The 18178-nt window shown below is 49.8% G+C and carries 17 protein-coding genes; 5 read left to right on the plus strand and 12 right to left on the minus strand.

The annotated features are described in order from the left end of the window. Positions 1-49 precede the first annotated feature (49 nt). From AC4GL5_RS06430 to AC4GL5_RS06465, 8 genes are all read right to left on the minus strand, one after another. Positions 50-931 carry a septal ring lytic transglycosylase RlpA family protein gene (locus AC4GL5_RS06430; protein WP_490381969.1) on the minus strand — a complete coding sequence of 294 codons (882 nt, stop codon included), beginning with the start codon at positions 929-931 and terminating at the stop codon, positions 50-52. A 13-nt stretch (positions 932-944) separates the two neighbouring features. Next, positions 945-1979 carry a lytic murein transglycosylase B gene (gene mltB, locus AC4GL5_RS06435; protein WP_490381970.1) on the minus strand — a complete coding sequence of 345 codons (1035 nt, stop codon included), beginning with the start codon at positions 1977-1979 and terminating at the stop codon, positions 945-947. A 115-nt stretch (positions 1980-2094) separates the two neighbouring features. Continuing rightward, the gene (rodA, locus tag AC4GL5_RS06440; RefSeq protein WP_490381971.1) at positions 2095-3243 is read right to left on the minus strand and encodes a rod shape-determining protein RodA; all 1149 of its coding nucleotides are present in this window, start codon (positions 3241-3243) and stop codon (positions 2095-2097) included. After that, a complete protein-coding gene (gene mrdA, locus AC4GL5_RS06445; protein ID WP_490381972.1) occupies positions 3240-5120 on the minus strand; it encodes a penicillin-binding protein 2 in 1881 nt (626 codons plus the stop codon). The genes rodA and mrdA overlap by 4 nt, the downstream gene beginning before the upstream one ends. A 32-nt stretch (positions 5121-5152) precedes the next feature. Continuing rightward, positions 5153-5620, minus strand: coding sequence for a 23S rRNA (pseudouridine(1915)-N(3))-methyltransferase RlmH (gene rlmH, locus AC4GL5_RS06450; RefSeq protein ID WP_490381973.1), 468 nt, complete (start codon positions 5618-5620; stop codon positions 5153-5155). Next, entirely contained in the window at positions 5617-5994 is a 378-nt protein-coding gene (rsfS, locus tag AC4GL5_RS06455; RefSeq protein ID WP_490381974.1) for a ribosome silencing factor, read from the minus strand. The genes rlmH and rsfS overlap by 4 nt, the downstream gene beginning before the upstream one ends. 198 nt (positions 5995-6192) lie before the next feature. Further along, a complete protein-coding gene (gene nadD / locus AC4GL5_RS06460; RefSeq protein ID WP_490381975.1) occupies positions 6193-6852 on the minus strand; it encodes a nicotinate-nucleotide adenylyltransferase in 660 nt (219 codons plus the stop codon). Positions 6853-7030: 178 nt separating this feature from the next. Beyond that, on the minus strand, positions 7031-8323 hold the full coding sequence (locus AC4GL5_RS06465) for a glutamate-5-semialdehyde dehydrogenase (RefSeq protein WP_490382060.1): 1293 nt from the start codon (positions 8321-8323) through the stop codon (positions 7031-7033). 361 nt (positions 8324-8684) lie between these two features. Between AC4GL5_RS06465 and AC4GL5_RS06470 the strand changes: the two genes are divergently transcribed. The 3 genes from AC4GL5_RS06470 to AC4GL5_RS06480 are packed head-to-tail and all read left to right on the plus strand — an operon-like array spanning position 8685 to position 11443. Beyond that, entirely contained in the window at positions 8685-9635 is a 951-nt protein-coding gene (locus AC4GL5_RS06470; RefSeq protein ID WP_490381976.1) for a hypothetical protein, read from the plus strand. Then, positions 9628-10593 (plus strand): GGDEF domain-containing protein, encoded by a 966-nt coding sequence (locus AC4GL5_RS06475; RefSeq protein ID WP_490381977.1) that lies wholly within the window; start codon positions 9628-9630, stop codon positions 10591-10593. The genes AC4GL5_RS06470 and AC4GL5_RS06475 overlap by 8 nt, the downstream gene beginning before the upstream one ends. Next, positions 10583-11443, plus strand: a complete 861-nt coding sequence (locus AC4GL5_RS06480) for a DMT family transporter (RefSeq protein WP_490381978.1) — start codon at positions 10583-10585, stop codon at positions 11441-11443. Before AC4GL5_RS06475 ends, AC4GL5_RS06480 begins: the two co-directional genes overlap by 11 nt. A 39-nt stretch (positions 11444-11482) precedes the next feature. On the opposite strand, the gene AC4GL5_RS06485 is transcribed toward AC4GL5_RS06480, so the two are convergent. From AC4GL5_RS06485 to mpl, 3 genes are all read right to left on the minus strand, one after another. Beyond that, positions 11483-11989, minus strand: coding sequence for a hypothetical protein (locus tag AC4GL5_RS06485; RefSeq protein WP_490381979.1), 507 nt, complete (start codon positions 11987-11989; stop codon positions 11483-11485). 50 nt (positions 11990-12039) lie between these two features. Continuing rightward, entirely contained in the window at positions 12040-12702 is a 663-nt protein-coding gene (locus AC4GL5_RS06490; RefSeq protein ID WP_490381980.1) for a flavin prenyltransferase UbiX, read from the minus strand. A 279-nt stretch (positions 12703-12981) separates the two neighbouring features. Beyond that, on the minus strand, positions 12982-14373 hold the full coding sequence (gene mpl / locus AC4GL5_RS06495) for a UDP-N-acetylmuramate:L-alanyl-gamma-D-glutamyl-meso-diaminopimelate ligase (protein WP_490381981.1): 1392 nt from the start codon (positions 14371-14373) through the stop codon (positions 12982-12984). 342 nt (positions 14374-14715) lie between these two features. Here mpl and AC4GL5_RS06500 point away from each other — a divergent pair, with 342 nt between their 5' ends. Both AC4GL5_RS06500 and AC4GL5_RS06505 read left to right on the plus strand, forming a co-directional pair. Beyond that, positions 14716-15981, plus strand: coding sequence for a 6-phosphofructokinase (locus tag AC4GL5_RS06500; RefSeq protein ID WP_490381982.1), 1266 nt, complete (start codon positions 14716-14718; stop codon positions 15979-15981). Positions 15982-16197: 216 nt separating this feature from the next. After that, positions 16198-17427, plus strand: coding sequence for an MFS transporter (locus tag AC4GL5_RS06505; protein ID WP_490381983.1), 1230 nt, complete (start codon positions 16198-16200; stop codon positions 17425-17427). 212 nt (positions 17428-17639) lie between these two features. Here AC4GL5_RS06505 and AC4GL5_RS06510 read toward each other — a convergent pair whose 3' ends face one another. Further along, positions 17640-18062 (minus strand): VF530 family protein, encoded by a 423-nt coding sequence (locus AC4GL5_RS06510; protein WP_490381984.1) that lies wholly within the window; start codon positions 18060-18062, stop codon positions 17640-17642. Positions 18063-18178: the final 116 nt, after the last annotated feature.

Raw genomic sequence — 18178 nt, forward strand, 5'->3', positions numbered from 1 at the left:
ACAGTACATGTTTTTGACCACCATTCAGCTTCAGGGTTCATAGCGGAAATCAATGATCGAAAGGAATTATAATAGGACGAACAAAACCATTATTAGCTAACTGGTCAATCAGACTCTGAAGGTCTGAACGGGATTTTACTGGGCCCAACTGTACTTTATGCAACAAACGGCCGTTTATAGTTGCAGTGACAATAGTCATCTTGTGACCAGTAGCCCTTTCAAGCTGAGAACCCAGCTGCTGTGCTGAAGAAGACTTACTCAAAGCAGCCACCTGAACAAGTAGGGGAGGCTGAAGTTGGTTGACGGCCAAGTTCATACCGCCTTTCCAAGTGACAGGGTCAATAGCTTCAATACGAACAGGGGCCGTTCCAGAACCCAACATATCGAGGCGTGCTGCGGCAGCATAAGAAAGGTCAATCACCCGGCCATCATGAAAAGGGCCTCGATCATTAACGCGGACCAAAACTTGCCTGCCATTACCCAGATGAGTCACAAGGACATAAGAAGGAAGCGGTAGGCTCTTATGCGCTGCAGAAAGCTGGTACATATCATAGATTTCACCATTAGAGGTGTGGTATCCATGAAATTTTTTACCATACCAAGATGCTATTCCTTCAGCCTTATAACCCTTACTGGTGGGCATAACAGAATAACTTTTACCCCAAACAGTATAAGGTGATTTATTACCGGCTCGACTAGGTGGCTCATAGACAGGATAAAGCTCCTTAATCTTACTCATATCAAAGGCTTCATCTGGTGCCGCATCTTGATGAAGCTCATAACGCGAGTCCGAAGAATTGGATGAACAACCGCTAATTAAAGCTAAAAAAGTAAGCACTACACCAAAGCGGGAGAAGCGAGCGATGGGCTTCTGACTGGACATAACACTCATCAAAGACAGCATAGCTGTACCAGAAAACATCGCTGGCATCGTCTTATTCCACCTATCCCTTCTGATCCGCTTTTTTGATCTCCTGACTTAGCTGGTAAACAGCCATAGCATAGAGCTTACTGTGGTTGTAGCGGGTGATCACATAGAAATTTTCTAAACCTAGCCAGTACTCTGCTCCCCTCGCCCCCTGCAACTCCATAGCCGTTGCTAAGCCACTGTAACGACGGCCATTCGAAGGGGTAAAGCCCTTCGACGCCAACTCGTCAACCGAGGATTCAGGTTTCAGACCGATATTTAGGAACTCTTTAATCTCATTACCTTTGACCGTTGCAGGAACAACAACCGGTTCACCAGTCTCCCATCCATGCTCTTTAAAGTAGTTAGCAACACTGCCGATCGCATCGGTTGGGTTATTCCAGATATCGCGCTTTTTATCGCCATCAAAATCAACAGCAAAGTTGCGATAACTGCTTGGAATAAACTGACCATAACCCATCGCGCCAGCGTAGGAACCTTTAATAGAAAGTGGATCAATACCTTCTTCACGGGCAAGAATGAAGTATTCCTTCAGCTGGCCACGGAAAAACTCAGCACGAGGCGGATAATCAAAAGCCAGAGTACTTAAGGCATCAACAACGCGGTAATTGCCGGCCATCCGTCCATAGTAGGTTTCAACACCGATAATGGCCGTTACGATCTCTTTTGGCACACCGTAAACCATCTCCGCGCGTTCAAGCACAGCACGGTGTTTACGCATAAAGCGAACACCGCCATCAATTCTCTTTTGGGTGATAAAAATCTTGCGGTAATCTTTCCACTCCAGCGTTTTTTCTGCCGGACGAGATATTGCATCCAAGATACTCTGCTTTTTCTCAGCTTTATCAAGCACCGACTTAAGCGGAGATGGAGTAAAGCCATGGTCACGCACCATTTCAGTAACAAAGTCCTCAATCAGAACATTACGCTCATATTCTGTCTGCGCTGGTTGCTCCGGTGTATTGGCAGTAGCACAACCAACAGGCAGGACTGCCAGCGTTACAACCGTACCACTCCCTAACCAGCGCTGAAGTGTAGCTTTGATACTCATCAGATATCCCATGATGTCATTTCCAAAACTGAATTGGCTTGTTTTCAGGAGTCCGCACTCTAGCAAACAAGCACATGAAAAACATTTATTAATCCCCACCGATCACAACGAGGAGCTACTTCCTGACCAGGCTCCGGTGGGTATGTATCGACATCAGAATGCCAAAACCCGCCATCAGAGTTACAATGGACGTCCCACCAAAACTCACCAGAGGCAGTGGCACCCCTACAACCGGAAGCAGGCCACTTACCATACCGATATTCACAAACACGTAAACAAAGAACGTCAGGGTTATACTGCCGGCCACAAGACGTCCGTAAGTATCCTGAGCATTAAGAGCAATAAAAAGCCCACGCCCAATGATGGCCATATAGACCAAAAGAATCAGGCAAACTCCGATCAGGCCAAACTCTTCGGCTAGCACCGCAATAATAAAGTCCGTGTGGCGTTCCGGAAGGAACTCCAACTGCGACTGTGTACCTTCAAGCCAACCCTTACCGTACAGGCCACCGGAACCAATTGCCGTCTTAGACTGAATAATATTCCAGCCCGACCCCAGCGGATCGCTCTCAGGATTCAGAAAGGTCAGCACCCTCTGTCGCTGGTAATCATGCATCACATACCAAAGCGCAGGCATAGCCGCGATTCCCAAAGCGATAAACCCACCGATCAGCTTCCAACTCAGCCCTGCAAGCAGAACAACAAAAAGTGCCGCTGCAGCGACCAGCAAAGAGGTCCCCAAATCAGGCTGACGGGCAATCATCAGAACCGGAACACCAATAATGACCGCAGAAATGAACAAATGTTTCCAACTTGGCGGTAATGGCCGGTTAGCCAGAAACCAGGCAACCATCATCGGCATCGCCAGCTTCATAATCTCAGAAGGCTGAAAACGGAAGCCAACCCCTGGAATCTGGATCCATCGCTGAGCACCTTTCGCTCCGACACCAAACAGCAAGACACATAGCAGAAGGACTGCTCCGCCAAAATAAAACACTGGGGACCAGCGCTGCAGATGCCGGGGTTCTATCTGAGCAATAACAAACATCCCTCCCAATGCCACCAGAAAGCGCATACCCTGCCGCTGCACATCATGAATACTCTCACCAGAAGCGCTATAAAGTATAAATAGGCCGCTGCCTATCAGTACAAAAAATATCATTAACAACCAGAAGTCGATATGCACTCGTTCGAGCCACCCCGCGGGACGCTGGAACGCATGGGTAGCACCAGGCAACCGATGAAGAAAGTCCCGTGTACTCACTGAGTTTTTGCCTCCGATATTGTTGCATTCTCAGTTGTATTACTTTTTTTCAAATAGGCATCGAAGACCATTTGAGCAATAGGCGCAGCCGTTGCACTACCGCTACCGGCATTTTCTACGATGACAGCCAAAGCAATTTTAGGATCATCTGCAGGAGCAAAGCCGGCAAACATCGCGTGATCACGGTGGCGCTCAGCCAGCTTGCTTTCATCGTAAACCTCATCCTGCTTGATACTTTTCACTTGAGCCGTACCGGTTTTTCCCGCCATTATATAATCGATTTTTCGCCCAAGCTTACGGGCTGTTCCCTGGCTGCTGTGAACAACGGCTACCATGGCATCAATTACCATGTCCCAGTGTCTTTCATCGGAAAGAACCACATCATCCGGCGCATTTGGAGTCTTAATCGGAATGCTCTGATTACCGATGCTTTTCACCATTCGCGGCTGAATCCACTTGCCCTTATTGGCCAAAACAGCCATGGACGTCGCAATTTGCAGAGGCGTTGCCTGCCAGTACCCTTGCCCAATCCCAACACTTAATGTCTCACCCGGAAACCAAGGGGATTTTCGTTTTGTCTTTTTCCATTCTCGGCTTGGCATCAGGCCTGCGGAAGCCTGAGGCATATCCAGAGACGTATTCAGGCCAAAACCAAAACGCTGCATAAATGGATGAATACGATCAATCCCCAGATTGTAAGCAAGGTCATAAAAATAGGTATCATTGGAGACGACAATCGCTCTTCTGAGATTCACAGTACCATGGCCCGAGCGTTTCCAGTTTCGATAATACCGGTCATCATTCGGTAGTTGATACCACCCCGGATCCTCAATCGTCTGATTTTCATCGATGACTCCCTCCTCAAGGCCAGCGATAGCTAGGAAGGACTTAATCGTTGAAGCAGGAGGGTAATTACCTCGAATACTTCGATTAAACATTGGCAAATCTCGTGACGTAATCAGCTCTTGATATGTTTTACTATCAATGCCCGACACGAAAAGATTGGGGTCAAAGCTGGGCGTACTAACTATGGCAAGAATACCGCCGGTTTTAGGCTCAATCGCAACAATTGCTCCCCGAAACCCCGTCAGAGCACGCATAGCGGCATATTGCAGATCCGCATCTAGGTGCAATTTCAACGACTGCCCAGGCTGAGGTAAAGTCTCATCAAGAACACTCAATACCCGCCCCCGGGCATTTGTTTCTACGGTTTGAACGCCCACTTTGCCATGTAACGTTTCTTCGTACTGGCGCTCAATTCCACTTTTACCGATATAGTAAGTACCCGCATACTGGGATCGATCAACTTTTTGTAAGTCACGCTCGCTGATGCGGGATACGTAACCCAACACGTGGGCCGTCATAGGACCATAGGGATAGTGACGGATCAGCTGAGCTTCAATCTCTACACCCGGCAAGCGGTAGCGATTAACCGAAATTTTAGCAATTTGCTCTTCAGTCAGCTGGCTTAATAGAAGTGCAGAATGGAAAGGACGCCGCTGGCTGTATGCCTGAGTGGCCATTTCTTCCCGTTGCTCATCATTCAGCTCAAGAATTTCAGCCAGAGAATTCAGCACGCTTTGAATATCTTCCGCCTGCTCCCTCACAAACATAAGGTTGTAACTGGGGAGGTTTTCAGCCAGTACACGGCCTTTACCATCAAAGATCAGACCACGGGTCGGAGGTATCGCCCGGACGTGCATCCGGTTTTTATCAGATTTGGTACTGTAAACATCGTATTGGTAAACCTGCAGGTAGACCATACGCGCGATCAGCACCATCACAAGAAGGATAACGATGGCAAAAGCAACAAAGATCCTTTCCTTGAAGAGTCGATACTCAAGGTCGAGGTTTTTCAGTGTGCGTTTTTCTGACATCAGGATGTCACCGTTCTTGAAAAAAGAGGGGGTTAGCGATGATACGGGTGACCCTGAATGACACTCCAGGCGCGATATACCTGCTCAGCCAGCAGGATTCTAACCATAGGATGCGGCAATGTCAGAGGTGATAATGACCACTGCTGATTAGCCCTCTGTTTGCATTCCGGAGCTAACCCTTCCGGGCCACCCACCAAAAGACAAACATCACTGCCCAGCATCTGCCAGCCTTCAGCCTCTCTGGCCAGTTGCTCCGTTGACCAGGGCTTACCCAACACTTCAAGGGCAACCACATGATCGGATGGGCTGATTTTAGACAGCATCAGCTCACCTTCTTTGCGGATTGCACGCTCGATATCAGCGTTCTTGCCGCGATTGCCGGGAGCGATCTCAATCAACTCAAGAGAGAACTCCCGGGGCAGACGCTTAGCATACTCATCGTAGCCTTGCTCCACCCACTTGGGCATTTTAGTGCCCACTGCAATAAGCTTGATCTTCAAGAATGGCTCTCCGCCGATTCCTGATTAGCCGTCTCCTGAACAGAGTCTTCCGGCAGATCACTCCACAGTCGCTCCAGGTCGTAGAACTGACGGGTAGCAGGCTGCATGATGTGAACCACGATATCCCCCAGATCCACCAAAACCCACTCGCTGCCGGACTGACCTTCAACACCCAAAGGACGAACGCCCTGTTCTTTAACATTCACCACAACATTATTAGCCAGAGAAGCCACATGGCGGGTAGATGTACCGCTGGCGATAATCATAAAATCAGTAACACTGGTGTTGCCTTGAACATCAAGTACAACAATTTCGTTACCTTTCATCTCTTCCAGCGAGTCAATAACCAGCTGCTTGAGTTGTTCTGTTTGCATAGGACCTCAGATTTCCAGGATTAACCAGACACATTCAGGATTAATCGAATAAGAGCGTAATTGTCTTACAACTTAGAGCAGCTTTGTAGCCTTAATGTTCATTTCACTGTAAAAACTCGTCATTTCACGTCAAAAAGTCCGACAATTAAACACATGAACATTTAAATCGAGCATAACAAACATAAAGTGGCAGAAAATTCAGTCAGAAGATGTCCTGTAAAGCCCGTGCTTTTCGATATAAGCCAAGACCGATTCCGGCAACAGATAGCGGACCGATTGGTTATCGGCCAGCTGTTGACGGATATAGGTTGCCGATATCTCGAGTTGCGTAGGCAGGCGAACCGGAACGATCCGACCATAACGATGCGCTGACAGCATTTCCGGATTCGTATTCAAATCCCGCCATAACCGAGCTTCTTCTGATTGAGGATCCAACTCAAAACCCGGTCGGGTTATGACCACCAGATTGGCCAGTTCTAAAATACGCTGCCACTGATGCCAGCGAGTAAAGTGAGCAAAAGCATCCACACCCAACACCCAACAGATCACCGTGCTTTCACCCAACTCGTCTCTCAGGCTCTGAAGCGTCAGAACAGAATAGGAGGCCTGATCCCGACAAAGCTCTCTGTCATCAATACAGAGGCTTTCTTCACCGGACACGGCCAACTGGAGCATCTCTAATCGCTGTTGACTGGTTCGCCCCGGCTGCTGACGATGTGTCGTCTGATGGCAGGGCACAAGATGCACCTCATCGAGCGCCAGCTTCTGCTTTAACTCAAGCGCTGATCTCAGATGACCGTTATGTACCGGATCAAAGGTACCGCCCATGACAGCAACTACACTAGATTTATCTGACATAATTTTTTCTGAATAAAAAAAGATTCAACAGAGGGAAACACTCAAAGCTAACGACATCTCACAGGGCGATCAATAACAATCAGAAAACCACGAGAAAAGCCCCGATTAACAACGATGCAGCGACAAACAAAAACGGCAGACTAAACAGCCTGCCGTTTCAGTTTTACCGGAAGATACATTAATCCCGGATATGGCCATCACCAAAGACAACGTATTTCTGAGAGGTCAGACCTTCCAGCCCAACAGGACCACGAGCATGAATTTTATCAGTAGAGATGCCGATTTCAGCACCTAAACCATACTCAAAGCCATCGGCAAAACGGGTCGAAGCATTAACCATAACAGAGCTGGAATCCACCTCCGCCAGGAAACGGCGCGCCAAGGTATAATTCTCAGTCACGATGGCATCGGTGTGATGAGAGCCAAAATCATTAATATGATCGATCGCTTCATCTATCGATGACACCACTTTGATTGCAAGAACCGGAGCCAGATATTCCGTGCTCCAGTCCTCTTCCGTCGCAGGAACCGCATCCGTCAGAATAGCACGGGTCTTTTCACAGCCCCGCAGCTCAACACCTTTAGCAGCGTATTCTTCAGCCAGCAGAGGAAGCACCTGTGATGCCACAGATTCAGCAACCAGCAGGGTCTCCATGGTATTACAGGTGCCATAACGATGAGTCTTGGCATTTACCGCAATTTTAACGGCTTTTTCCAGATCCGCCTGATCATCGATATAAACATGGCAGATACCATCAAGGTGCTTAATTACCGGCACAGAGGCATCGCGACTGATCCGCTCGATCAGACCTTTACCACCACGGGGGACGATCACATCAACAAATTCCGGCATGGTGATCAGCTCACCAACCGCTGCGCGGTCCGTTGTTTCCACAACCTGAACCGTCGCTGCTGGCAGACCTGCAGCTTCAAGACCTTCAGCCAGGCATTTGGCAATCGCCTGATTGGAATGAATCGCTTCAGAACCACCGCGCAGAATCACAGCATTACCGGACTTCAGGCATAGACTGGCGGCTTCAACCGTTACGTTCGGGCGTGATTCGTAAATAATGCCGATGACACCCAGCGGTACACGCATCTTACCCAGCTGAATTCCGCTTGGACGGTAATTCATATCGGTAATTTCACCGACAGGATCCGGCAACGCCGCGACCTGACGCAGGCCTTCAATCATGGTGTCGATCACTTTCGGCGTCAGCGCCAGACGATCCAGTAACGCACTGTCCAGACCGTTGTTACGACCATTTTCCAGATCTTTTTCATTCGCTGCTGCCAGTGCCGGTCGGGCCGCATTCAGGGCATCTGCGGTGGCCATAATTGCCTTATTCTTCAGACCGGTATCTGCTTTCGCAATTGCGCGAGACGCAAGACGGGCATTCTGTCCCATCTCCTGCATGTACTCTTTGATATTCATGGTGTAAACCCTGATGCTCTCGTTATTCGCAGGCAGATACTTTCTGCCATGCCTGGTGTTTCCCACTTTGAGGCTCTGCTCCAAAGTGTACACACGTTGTTATCCGGCAAAGGTCATCACCCTGAAACAAATAAACAAGCGTTATCTGCTCAGAAAATGATTCACTCGGCGCCGGCATACCATTAAATGGCCGAAATCCAAGCCATTCTATCGGAATAGTCGTTTGACTGTACCTTCCGTGTATAGCGCTCTGCGGGTAACAGAAGCTCAGTGAAATAACAGAAGGTCTAAACGCTTAAATCTGAACAAGAAATATATCCGGAACGCCCCTACCTTTAAGGACTTTAACCGTTATAATTCGTTGTAATCATTTTCCCGAACAGGCAACTATACGCGAATGGACACCAAGTACAAAGCACGCCTGAATGCTGTTTATTTTATTCTGGCTGGGGTATTCACTCTGCTGCTGGGATGGACTCAGTACCTGAACCAACTACCGGAAGCCGGCCAGACTCTGATGCTGGTCAGCGCGACCTTAATGACGACAGGCATCTATAACTTCTGGTTCACACAAAAGCCATCAAGATTATTACCGCTACTGATTATGGCTGTCGTCGCCACTCTGACAATTGCCGGCTTTTGGGTTCCGGTCATACTGACAGCGCATTGGGCCTATATCCTGCCACTGTATCTGTTCAGCCTTCTGCCATTCAGGACAGCACTTTCTTTAACGTTGGGATACGCACTGTTTTTCAACCTGTCCACGACCGTTCAGCTGGAGGGGATTGAACGACTTCAGGTACTCTATCTTTTCTGGTCAGCAACCTCGATCGCCTGCATCCTGATCTTTACGAATCGCGAAAAACAACTGCGGCTGCAGCAGGTTGTCAGTCTGGATGCGGAAAGCACAGCCTACAACACCCAACAACTGATGGACGACCTGCCAAGGGAGCTTGCACGCGCTGACCGCGAAAACACAAGCCTTGCTCTTCTTTGCTTCAAAGGGCGGACCGAGCATTCTGAACTCACGCTGAGAAAGACCTCAGACGTAATCAGTGAAGACCTTCGTCCTTTTGACCGCCTGTACAGAGTGGACGACTATCTGGTTGCACTAACCCCCTCCGGTTCATTCAGAGACAGCCTGAGTATCTGCTACCAGTACTACAATAATTTTAATGACCGAATGCACTTGGCAGCAGTTGTACCTGGAGAACATGAAACAGAAGATGAACTCCTGGATAAGGCAGCCGCCGCTATCGCTTTTGCCTCACAACAGGATGTAAACGCCCCTCTTTACCTGAAAAGTGACTTTATTGATATCCAGAATGAGCAGGAATTCCATGATTGATCTGGGCCAGAACCTTTCCAAAATGCGTGACAATATTACCTCTGGACTTTATCTGTCGCTGGCAATCGCATTAGCCGTTATCGCCTGGTATCACTACATGCTTGGGCATTATAGTCAGATCCTATGGCCGGCACTATCGAGCCCCTTTGTTCTGGTGCTGGCATTGATTCGTTTCTTTCAGAGTAAAGACAGTCGTGATCTGACCCCATATCCTCTGCTAACAATTCTGGGATTAACAGTTTTGAACAGTGGCCCGCTGTTTGACCCCCTGTATCGTCAGTGGCTCTATATGATTCCTGTGCTGACCTATTTTATTCTGCCAGTCCGCCAGGCCTCTATCAGCCTGCTGGTATTCTTTTCGCTATTTGTCATTTTTGCTGTTGAAGAAATCAACCCTTTAATTTTGGTTGACTTAGCAATCAACCTCAGCCTTTTCTCCGGAATCAGTTTTATCTTCGCCTATACGCAAGAAAGTCAGACTCGGACACTCGAGCGCCTGAGTGGTAAAGACAGCCTGACCAGTGCATTTTCAGCTAACCAATTAAGTAAACGCCTGTTGGCAGAGGTTGCCAGGGCCAAAGAGACCCGTCGACCACTATCAACTCTTCTCTTCACTATTTACAACTTCGAAGACTTCACGCTCCGGCATGGAGAATACAAAACCCGTAACCTGCTACTGAAGATCTATAAGACAATGAAAGATGTCAGCCGTAGCGGTGATGAGATCTACCGCATGAGTGGTAACAGCTTCTTGCTTCTACTGCCGAACACATCAATCAATGGCTGCATCGTACTTCAGGAACGCTTGGTTCAGCAGGTTGCAGAACATATAGAACTGTCACTCATCACCCAGGATTTAGGTCTCAACCCAGCGACCTTACAAGCCAGCGAGGATTCCCAGCAATTTCTTGAAAGGGCACTAGGAAACTCGGTACCGGACAACCGCAGTGCACTCTGATCACCTGAAGGGACTGCTGAGCCTTCACAGCGGACTGCTTCTGTTTGGCGGTACGGCACTATTCTCCCAGACTCTGAATCTTAATGCCCTGGATATGACAGCCTGGCGCTGCCTGATCGCAGGCGTTCTTTTGCTGGGCTGGTTAAAACTCAGAGGCAAACCTCTTGGCTTCGAGCAGATACAACTGAACATCGGCATTCTCGGGTTATCAGTCGTGATGGGGCTACATTGGGTAACCTACTTCCACGCCATGCAGATTGCCGGAGTCACGGTCGGAATTCTGGCTTTGTTTACCTTTCCGGTAATGACCGTACTTCTGGAACCTGTCTTTGACCGGGTGCGCCTCAAAGGCAAAGATCTGTTCGCAGCACTGCTGGTGGTTGGCGGCATTACCCTGATGACACCCTCGCTGAACCCCGATGATCCGATCGCTTTGGGGGTTTTCTGGGGTGTGATTTCAGCGTTTCTGTTTACCCTGCGCAATCTCTTTATGAAGAAGTACTACAGCCGGTACAGCCCCCTGCTAACCATGGGTTGGCAGTCACTATTGGTTGCACTGATGCTGCTGCCTTTCGTCTCCGGGAAACTCTTTACCCTCCCTAGCGAACAATGGTTCCAGCTTTTCCTGCTGGCGACAGTCTTTACCGCAGCGCCTCATACGCTTCTGGCCAACAGCCTGCGCTATCTGAAAGCCGCCAGTATCAGCCTGATCTCCTGCCTGCAGCCCGTTTATGGGGCACTACTGGCCTTCCTTATTTTGGGCGAACAGGCAGAAACCATGACTCTGATCGGCGGCAGCCTGATTATTGCGGCGGCGGTTAATGAAACCCTGAGCAAAAAGAAAGCCTGATACCAAACGCCAGAACAGCATACGACCAGATCAGGGGATTCAGGAATCCTCAGCAGACTGCACACAAAGCAGATCTCTGTCGATTCCTTCCGGTAATTGATTCAGCGTTTTATCGATAGCCCTTCTTCTGATCCCTTCCGGCACCCGCATACCGGCACCTTCATCCGATGCTATAGCATCTTCTGTATCGGGCAGGATCAACATCCACAAAATGCCATAGAATTTGTGGATTCGGCTGCGATCTTCTCGCTGATAAACCGGTTTCGAGTCGGCACCTGTATCCAGAATTTCAACCCGGCTTTCTTCAAAGTCGAGCCAATAGGTCGGAATGATTCCCAGCGTCCAGGAAGCGATATAACCGGAAGGGTTTTCACTGGCGTAATCGTAGGGAGCATCCGTGTGCACTCTTAGCTGGTAACGCTTAGGTTCACTCCAGCAGTAGGAAACAGAATGTTCCGTTTCAATATTTTCCAGATCACCACCGATATAGCCTACGCAACCGGACAGCATCAGAAGTGTCAGTAAGATGGCTGAAAGTCGATACATAAACATCCTTGTTTCCTGAGAAGATTTTGAACGTGCTGTAGAGACCGGGGCTACTCGCCCCACTTAGGCATCAGTTTCTGTTCAAAACCCAGCTGATCCAGAATACGGGCAACAATAAAGTCCACCATATCCTCAATGCTTTGCGGGTTGTGATAAAAGCCAGGACTTGCCGGCATCACCAGAGCCCCCATCCGGGTCAGCGTCAGCATGTGCTGCAAATGCACCTCATGATAAGGCGCCTCCCGATGCACCAGAATCAGCTGACGACGCTCTTTTAACGCGACATCAGCCGCCCGTTCGATCAGGTTATTACTGGCTGCCGTGGCAATGGCAGACAACGTGCCTGTTGAACAAGGGCAAATCACCATTTTGTGAGGCGCACCGGAACCGGAAGCTACCGGAGCCATCCAGTTCTCACGGCCATAAACCTTAATCTGCCAGGCTTCGGCCTTAAAACGCTCCACCAGATAAGCCTGTAACTTATCGCTGGCAGACAGGAAACGCTCTTCGGTCTCAGTCGCAATCACGACCTGAGCCGCCTTTGACACCATCACAGAAACTTCACAACCCAGCGCCACCAGACACTCGATCAGGCGGATGCCGTACTGTGCACCGGACGCTCCGGTCAGGGCAACCGTCACGCGCTTATCGGCGCTTAATGCTGCAGAGGGGCACACGGCGGAATCAGTAGAAGGCTGTTCGGGATGACTCATATAGGACTCTTGAATAGAAGGAACAAAGTAAACAGTAGCAGGGATTACCAAAATAAACGGGGCTACGATTACCGCAAGGCTATAACTGTCGTTATATCCGGCAAAGCGGAAAGACAAGAATAACATCAACGGCAAAAGCAGCCCCGAGTGCACGACAACCCTCTTACGGGAGTCATCGTGACTCAGTGCATCCGTGGATAATGAACCTTAGTCGAAGCCATACTGACGGGTTGAGCTATTTCCTGTGTTCAGGCAAGGCGTGCTCAGACTAAGTGAGCCTCAGGACTTGGTGGCCAAAGCATCCAGCAGCTTCTGATGAATCCCGCCAAAACCGCCATTACTCATGACAACGATACGATCACCGGGGCGACTTACTTCAACCAGGCGGACAATCAGATGCTCCAGATCGCCAACCAGTTCTGACGGAACCGGAGAATTGGCAACAACCGACCCCAGATTCCAATCTAAGCCCGGAGGCTGATACCAAAAGGCTTCATCCGCATGTTGTGTACAATCGATCAGCTGAGACTGCAGAGTGCCCAAGCGCATGGTATTGGAGCGAGGTTCGATAACCGCAAGGATACGACCTTCACCTTCCTGCAGATGCGGATCCAGCGCCAGCTGGGCTTTAGCCCCTTCCAGCGTGGTATTAATCGCTGTCGGGTGATGGGCAAAGTCGTCATAAACCTTAACCCCATCCACTTCGCCACGCAGCTCCATACGTCGCTTCACATTGCGGAATTCCGCCAGCCCCTGAGCCGCAATCTCTGGTGTCACACCCACATGGCGGGCAGCTGCAATTGCGGCTACGGCATTGGCCACATTGTGCTGACCAGATAGCGACCAGTTCACTTCCGCCACGTCTTCACCGTCCAACAAAACCTTAAAGCGACTGCCATCTTCACGCAGCATACGGGTTGACCAGCCAGCACTCTTACTGCCTGAAGGCCTGATGGGTTGCGCCGGAGTCCAACACCCTTGCTCCAGAACACCTTTAAGTGGCTCACAATCTGAATACACAACCAGACCTTCAGAAGGCACGGTGCGGATCAGATGGTGGAACTGACGCTGGATCGCTGCCAGATCCGGGAAGATATCCGCGTGGTCAAACTCCAGATTATTCATAATCAGGGTGCGTGGGTGATAGTGCACAAACTTGGAACGCTTATCGAAAAAGGCCGAGTCGTATTCATCCGCTTCGATAACAAAGAAAGGAGTTTCACCCAAACGGGCCGAGATACCGAAGTTTTCCGGCACACCACCCACCAGAAAACCCGGTGCCATTTTGGCATAGTCTAATATCTGCGCCAGCATACTGGTGGTGGTGGTTTTGCCATGGGTACCGGACACTGCCATCACCCACTTATCTTTCAGCACATGCTCAGACAACCACTGAGGACCGGAGGTATAAGGGATACCCTTGTTCATAACATGCTCAACCGCCGGATTGCCCCGGCTCATAGCATTACCAACAATCACCAGATCCGGTGCCGGATCCAGCTGTTCAGGATCAAAACCTTGCGTGATCGCTATGCCCTGCTCTTCCAGCTGAGTGCTCATCGGCGGATAGACGTTAGCATCGGAACCTGTGACCTTATAGCCCAACTCACGGGCCAGAATCGCCAGACTGCCCATAAAGGTTCCGCAGATACCCAGAATATGCAGATGCATAAAAACTCCCTAAAGCATTTTGATCACGCAGCGATTGCAATAAGGCATCCGGCGCGAGCCTGAAAAAAATGCCAGAAGATTAGCATGAGAAGGCTTTTCCCCCAAACACAGGCATCGGATAAATCCGTTTGAGTGACAGAATACCAACCGTAAAACAGATGGTTACAGAGCCGATGCTAATAAAGCATGAAAAAAGCGGTCTCCAGTCATGCAAAAGCGGGCAATTTCGAGTAGTATTGCCGACATTTTTCGGGGCCGAAAAAGTTTCGTTTGAGAATAAAATCTCATTCGCTTAGGCCACATATTTATAGACCTCAACGACTCTCAGGAGCCAGTTCAGAGATGAGCAAGCAAAACGCGTTTTATGCCCAGTCAGGTGGCGTGACTTCAGTTATCAATGCCAGTGCCTGTGGTGTGATCGAAACCGCACGTAAACACAGCGACAAAATCGGTACCGTATATGCAGGTCAGAACGGCATCATTGGTGCGCTGGTTGAAGAGCTGATCGATACAAATGCGATCTCTGAACAGGACGTTGCCGCTCTGCGTCATACTCCAGGCGGTGCTTTCGGTTCCTGCCGTTACAAGCTGAAAGATATCGAGACACACCGCGAGCAGTACGAGCGTCTGATTGAAGTATTCAAAGCCCACGATATCGGCTACTTCTTCTACAATGGCGGTAACGACTCTGCAGACACCTGTCTGAAAGTGTCTCAGATCTCTGAGAAGCTGGGTTACCCGATCAAAGCGATCCACGTTCCTAAGACTGTAGACAACGATCTGCCAATCACCGATACCTGCCCGGGTTTTGGTTCTGTGGCTAAGTACATCGCGCTGTCCACGATGGAAGCAGGTCTGGATATTCAGTCTATGTGCGAAACCTCTACCAAGGTATTTATCCTTGAGGTGATGGGCCGTCACGCAGGCTGGATCGCTGCAGCCGGTGGTCTGGCACAGCAGGCTGAAGGTCAGCCGCCACATATCATCATCTTCCCTGAGATCGCTTTCGACCGTGAAGCCTTCATGAAGAAAGTCGATCAGAGCGTTAAAGACAACGGCTACTGTGTCATCGTCGTGTCTGAAGGTGCTCACTACGAAGACGGAACCTTCATCGCAGATGCCGGTACGAAAGATGCCTTCGGCCACACTCAGCTGGGCGGTGTCGCTCCGACTCTGGCAAACATGGTGCGTGAAGATCTGGGTTACAAATACCACTGGGCGGTTGCGGACTACCTGCAGCGCGCCGCACGTCACATCTCTTCCAAAACGGACGTTGAGCAGGCTTACGCCGTAGGTCAGGCCGCGGTTGAGATGGCGGTTGAAGGCAAGAATGCCGTCATGCCAGCGATCATCCGTAAGAGCAACGCGCCGTTTGAGTGGGTGATTGAAGAAGCGCCTCTGGATAAAGTAGCAAACGTTGAGAAATTCATGCCACGCGACTTTATCACTGAAGACGGTTTTGGTATCACCGAAGCGTGCCGTGAATATCTGGAACCTCTGATCCGTGGTGAAGCAGAACTGCCTTACGACGAGAAAACCGGTCTGCCGACTTATGTTCGTCTGAGCCATCAGCTGGCTGAAAAGAAACTGCCGGAATTTAAAGCGTAATATCATTAGATACCCGCTTTAGCACCGGCAAGAAAAAGCCCCGATGAATTCATCGGGGCTTTTTCGTTTATGACCCCTTACACTTTTCTATGCTCTCTCCACAGTCCTTCCCCTACGAATAACCTTTATTCACAAAACTCATTTCACTTAATAACCATTTTGAAGGAACATATTCGATCCTCATCTAAGGGGGGATTGCTGAATAGGGACTCAAATATGAACACCGCACGTATTAACCCCTGGTGGGTTGTTCTCGCCGCTGGCGTTATTCTGGCTTACAACATGGGCGTTCGCCTTTCCACTGGTCTTCTGATTCCGGATATCAATCGCGATATCAGCATCAGTCAGGCAGACCTCGCCTTTGGCTTTGCGGTACAGAATCTACTTTGGGGGGCGGTGTCACCCGTTGCGGGTTTGTTGGCAGAACGATTCGGCACTGTCCGTGTCCTGCTGATCGGTGCGGTGCTTTATGGATTGGGCATGGTCCTGGCGGCTATTGCACAGGACAATACCCTGTTCTTTATCGGTAATGCCCTGCTGGTGGGTATTGGTGTTGGAGCCACAACTTTTCCGATTGTTCTCGCCGCTGTGGGTCAGAAATTCCCTGCCCGTAAACGCACCCTGGCTCTTGGTATTGCCAGTGCGGGGGGCTCTCTGGGACAGTTTGGTTATGCTTTTATTCTCGGAAAAATCAGCCCGGTCATCGGCTGGTCCGATACCTTCATGTGGTTTGCCGGCTCTACTCTGGTAGTCTTTGCACTGGCCTGGTTACTGGCCGAGAGCAAACAGCTCAGGGAAGAAAGGCGGGAGGCCCAGATCAGCTCACCAACCCGGCTTTTTGACTGGCAGGCGATTGGTAAAGCGATCAGGGTGCCGGAATACCAACTGCTGAATATTGGCTTCTTTGTCTGCGGTTTCCACGTTGCCTTTATCACGGTGCATATGGCGGGTTTTGTAAATTTCTGCGGATTGCCTTCCAGCGTTGCCTCAAACTCTATCGCTCTGATTGGCCTGATCAATGTAATCGGGGCCGTCACCGTTGGCTGGGCAGGTGATCGCTGGCACAAACCCTACCTACTGACACTTATCTACGGCCTGAGAACCCTGCTGATTATCATGCTGATGATTTTGCCACCGACCTACGAGGTGTTTTATGCCTTTTCCATCGTCATGGGGATGCTTTGGCTCTCGACAGTCCCTCTGACCAGTGGCTGTGTAGCACACCTGTTTGGCACCAAAAATCTGGCTTCTTTGTTTGGTATCGTGATGTTCAGCCATCAGGTTGGAGCCTTCTTCGGTAGCTGGTGGGGCGGTTTGTTATTTGAATGGTATGGCGACTACAGCATCGCCCTGAGCCTGAGCGCGGGTCTTGGTTTACTGGCCGCTCTGGTACATCTGCCCCTGACACCAAAACGTTTCGCACAAGCCGAGTTTAAACCGGCGTAAGCTGTCATAAGACTGTCACAGCAACGGGGTAAAGTGTGATCAGGTTGAAGAGAAACAGGTCCTCTTCAACCTAAGAGCCGATGCAGAGGCTCTCAGGGTTTAGCCAGTTTCGTTTCAGGAAAGCTTGTATGGAATAGCCGTAACGGATGACGGCGAGGCAGGATGCCTCACTTCTCTTCAGATGACCTAGACTAGGGTCACTCCAATCCTCATTAGTCTTTATCCGCCAGATTTTTACGGGCAGCCGCCCAGATTCCAGCCGTAGCGCTTTTAGCACCAGCACTGTCTATATTCTGACGAATACTTTTTTTCACTTCAGCAACCAGCTGCGCCTCCGTTTTGGTTGCACGCTTGGCGGTGGAGAAGCCTTTCATCCTCAGATACAAGCTCTCAACCTTTTGCCGTGCCCATGGCGTTTTGCGCAGGAACTTAAGACTGGATTTGATGCTCGGGTCAGACTTGAAACAGTTGACGGCAATTTTCTGATGCAGCCCTGACCAGTCATATTCAGCCACCAGTTCCTTTAGAATCTGCTCTAATTTAACGCCATGCAGCGGGTCTTTATTGCTGTTCTGACGAGAAGGGTTCTGTGAGGGGGCCTGTGGAGAGTTATCCGGTTGTGCTCGTTCGGTCATTACTTAACTCATTTCTCTAAAGGATCATTCTGAATCAGGCTGAGTGCCCTAACTAAAAAGGAGCCGAAACGACTCCTTTTGTATTAATACTCTGTTTAGCTGTCGGCGGGTCTGCA

Source organism: Oceanospirillum sp., from assembly GCF_982874595.1.

What these genes read in the sequence shown, in the direction of transcription:
- AC4GL5_RS06430 (WP_490381969.1), bottom strand. Translation starts at nt 931, where the DNA reads ATGCCAGCGATGTTTTCTGGTACAGCTATGCTGTCTTTGATGAGTGTT.
- mltB (WP_490381970.1), bottom strand. Translation starts at nt 1,979, where the DNA reads ATGAGTATCAAAGCTACACTTCAGCGCTGGTTAGGGAGTGGTACGGTT.
- mrdA (WP_490381972.1), bottom strand. Translation starts at nt 5,120, where the DNA reads ATGTCAGAAAAACGCACACTGAAAAACCTCGACCTTGAGTATCGACTC.
- rsfS (WP_490381974.1), bottom strand. Translation starts at nt 5,994, where the DNA reads ATGCAAACAGAACAACTCAAGCAGCTGGTTATTGACTCGCTGGAAGAG.
- nadD (WP_490381975.1), bottom strand. Translation starts at nt 6,852, where the DNA reads ATGTCAGATAAATCTAGTGTAGTTGCTGTCATGGGCGGTACCTTTGAT.
- AC4GL5_RS06470 (WP_490381976.1), top strand. Translation starts at nt 8,685, where the DNA reads ATGGACACCAAGTACAAAGCACGCCTGAATGCTGTTTATTTTATTCTG.
- AC4GL5_RS06475 (WP_490381977.1), top strand. Translation starts at nt 9,628, where the DNA reads ATGATTGATCTGGGCCAGAACCTTTCCAAAATGCGTGACAATATTACC.
- AC4GL5_RS06485 (WP_490381979.1), bottom strand. Translation starts at nt 11,989, where the DNA reads ATGTATCGACTTTCAGCCATCTTACTGACACTTCTGATGCTGTCCGGT.
- AC4GL5_RS06490 (WP_490381980.1), bottom strand. Translation starts at nt 12,702, where the DNA reads ATGAGTCATCCCGAACAGCCTTCTACTGATTCCGCCGTGTGCCCCTCT.
- mpl (WP_490381981.1), bottom strand. Translation starts at nt 14,373, where the DNA reads ATGCATCTGCATATTCTGGGTATCTGCGGAACCTTTATGGGCAGTCTG.
- AC4GL5_RS06500 (WP_490381982.1), top strand. Translation starts at nt 14,716, where the DNA reads ATGAGCAAGCAAAACGCGTTTTATGCCCAGTCAGGTGGCGTGACTTCA.
- AC4GL5_RS06505 (WP_490381983.1), top strand. Translation starts at nt 16,198, where the DNA reads ATGAACACCGCACGTATTAACCCCTGGTGGGTTGTTCTCGCCGCTGGC.
- AC4GL5_RS06510 (WP_490381984.1), bottom strand. Translation starts at nt 18,062, where the DNA reads ATGACCGAACGAGCACAACCGGATAACTCTCCACAGGCCCCCTCACAG.